General features: G+C 48.3%; 1 protein-coding gene. It reads right to left on the bottom strand.

Translation table 11 applies throughout. The features are described 5' to 3' along the window. Nucleotides 1–961 (bottom strand): YifB family Mg chelatase-like AAA ATPase (locus tag R7E47_RS25125; RefSeq protein WP_318085512.1); only part of this gene is annotated, 961 nt, incomplete at its 3' end. Nucleotides 962–1,086: the final 125 nt, after the last annotated feature.

Genomic DNA, 1,086 nt, shown 5'->3' on the forward strand with positions numbered 1-1,086 from the left:
ACTCCAGCGGTTCTCGTAACGAGTCCAACACTTTACGGTCAAACTCCGGCATTTCATCAAGGAACAATAACCCATTGTGAGCCAAAGAAATCTCACCTGGTCTTGGCACCGAGCCACCACCAACTAATGCCGCCATCGAACTGGAATGGTGCGGCGCACGAAACGGACGCGACTTCCAGTTGTGCTCATTAATCTCACTTTGCGTCAGTGATGCGACTGAAGCCGTTTCCATCGCTTCTTCGTCGTTCATCTCCGGCAGTAAGTCGCATAAACGCGATGCCAGCATGGTTTTTCCTGTACCAGGAGGACCAAGGAAAAGTAGGTTGTGGTTTCCAGCCGCCGCAATTTCTAGAGCACGCTTGCCTTGTTGCTGGCCAATGATGTCTTGTAGATCTCGACCATGCTTTTCAACCGTTTTTCGCTTCGGAGTTTGATAAAGATTGAGACGATGCTGACCACATAACTCCGCACACACCTCAAGTAAGGATTGCGCTGACTTATGTTGCTCTTTGCCCACCAACGCTGCTTGATCGCCATTGACATGAGGCACCACCAAATGACGTCCTACTTTGCTTGCAGCCAACGCGGCAGGAAGCACACCTTTGACAGGTCTTAACCCTCCAGACAGGGCTAATTCGCCAACAAATTCGTAGTTTTTGAGCCTATCTGTCGCGATTTGCTCTGAAGCCGCCAAAATACCCAATGCGATAGGCAAATCAAAACGACCGCCTTCTTTAGGTAAATCCGCTGGGGCCAAATTGACCGTAATGCGCTTGGCTGGAAACTGGAAATTTGAATTGATGATCGCACTGCGTACACGATCTTTGGATTCCTTTACCGTAGTCTCCGGCAACCCAACGAGAGTAAAGCCGGGCATGCCATTACTGATATGCACTTCCACACTAACTGACGGCGCTTGCACCCCGACACTTGCCCGACTATGAATGATTGCCAGCCCCATAAACTCCCCAATCTATTGAACACTATATAAACAAATGTTTTATCTATGTGGTTATGTTATATACCGCGTCCCAATTGAGAGTTAATGTGAAAAAAGAATGACTTTTTGCTTGTCATGCAGCGGAA

Origin of the sequence: Vibrio sp. Vb1026 (genome assembly GCF_033338745.1) — a bacterium.
In the GTDB taxonomy this organism is placed as follows: domain Bacteria; phylum Pseudomonadota; class Gammaproteobacteria; order Enterobacterales; family Vibrionaceae; genus Vibrio; species Vibrio alginolyticus.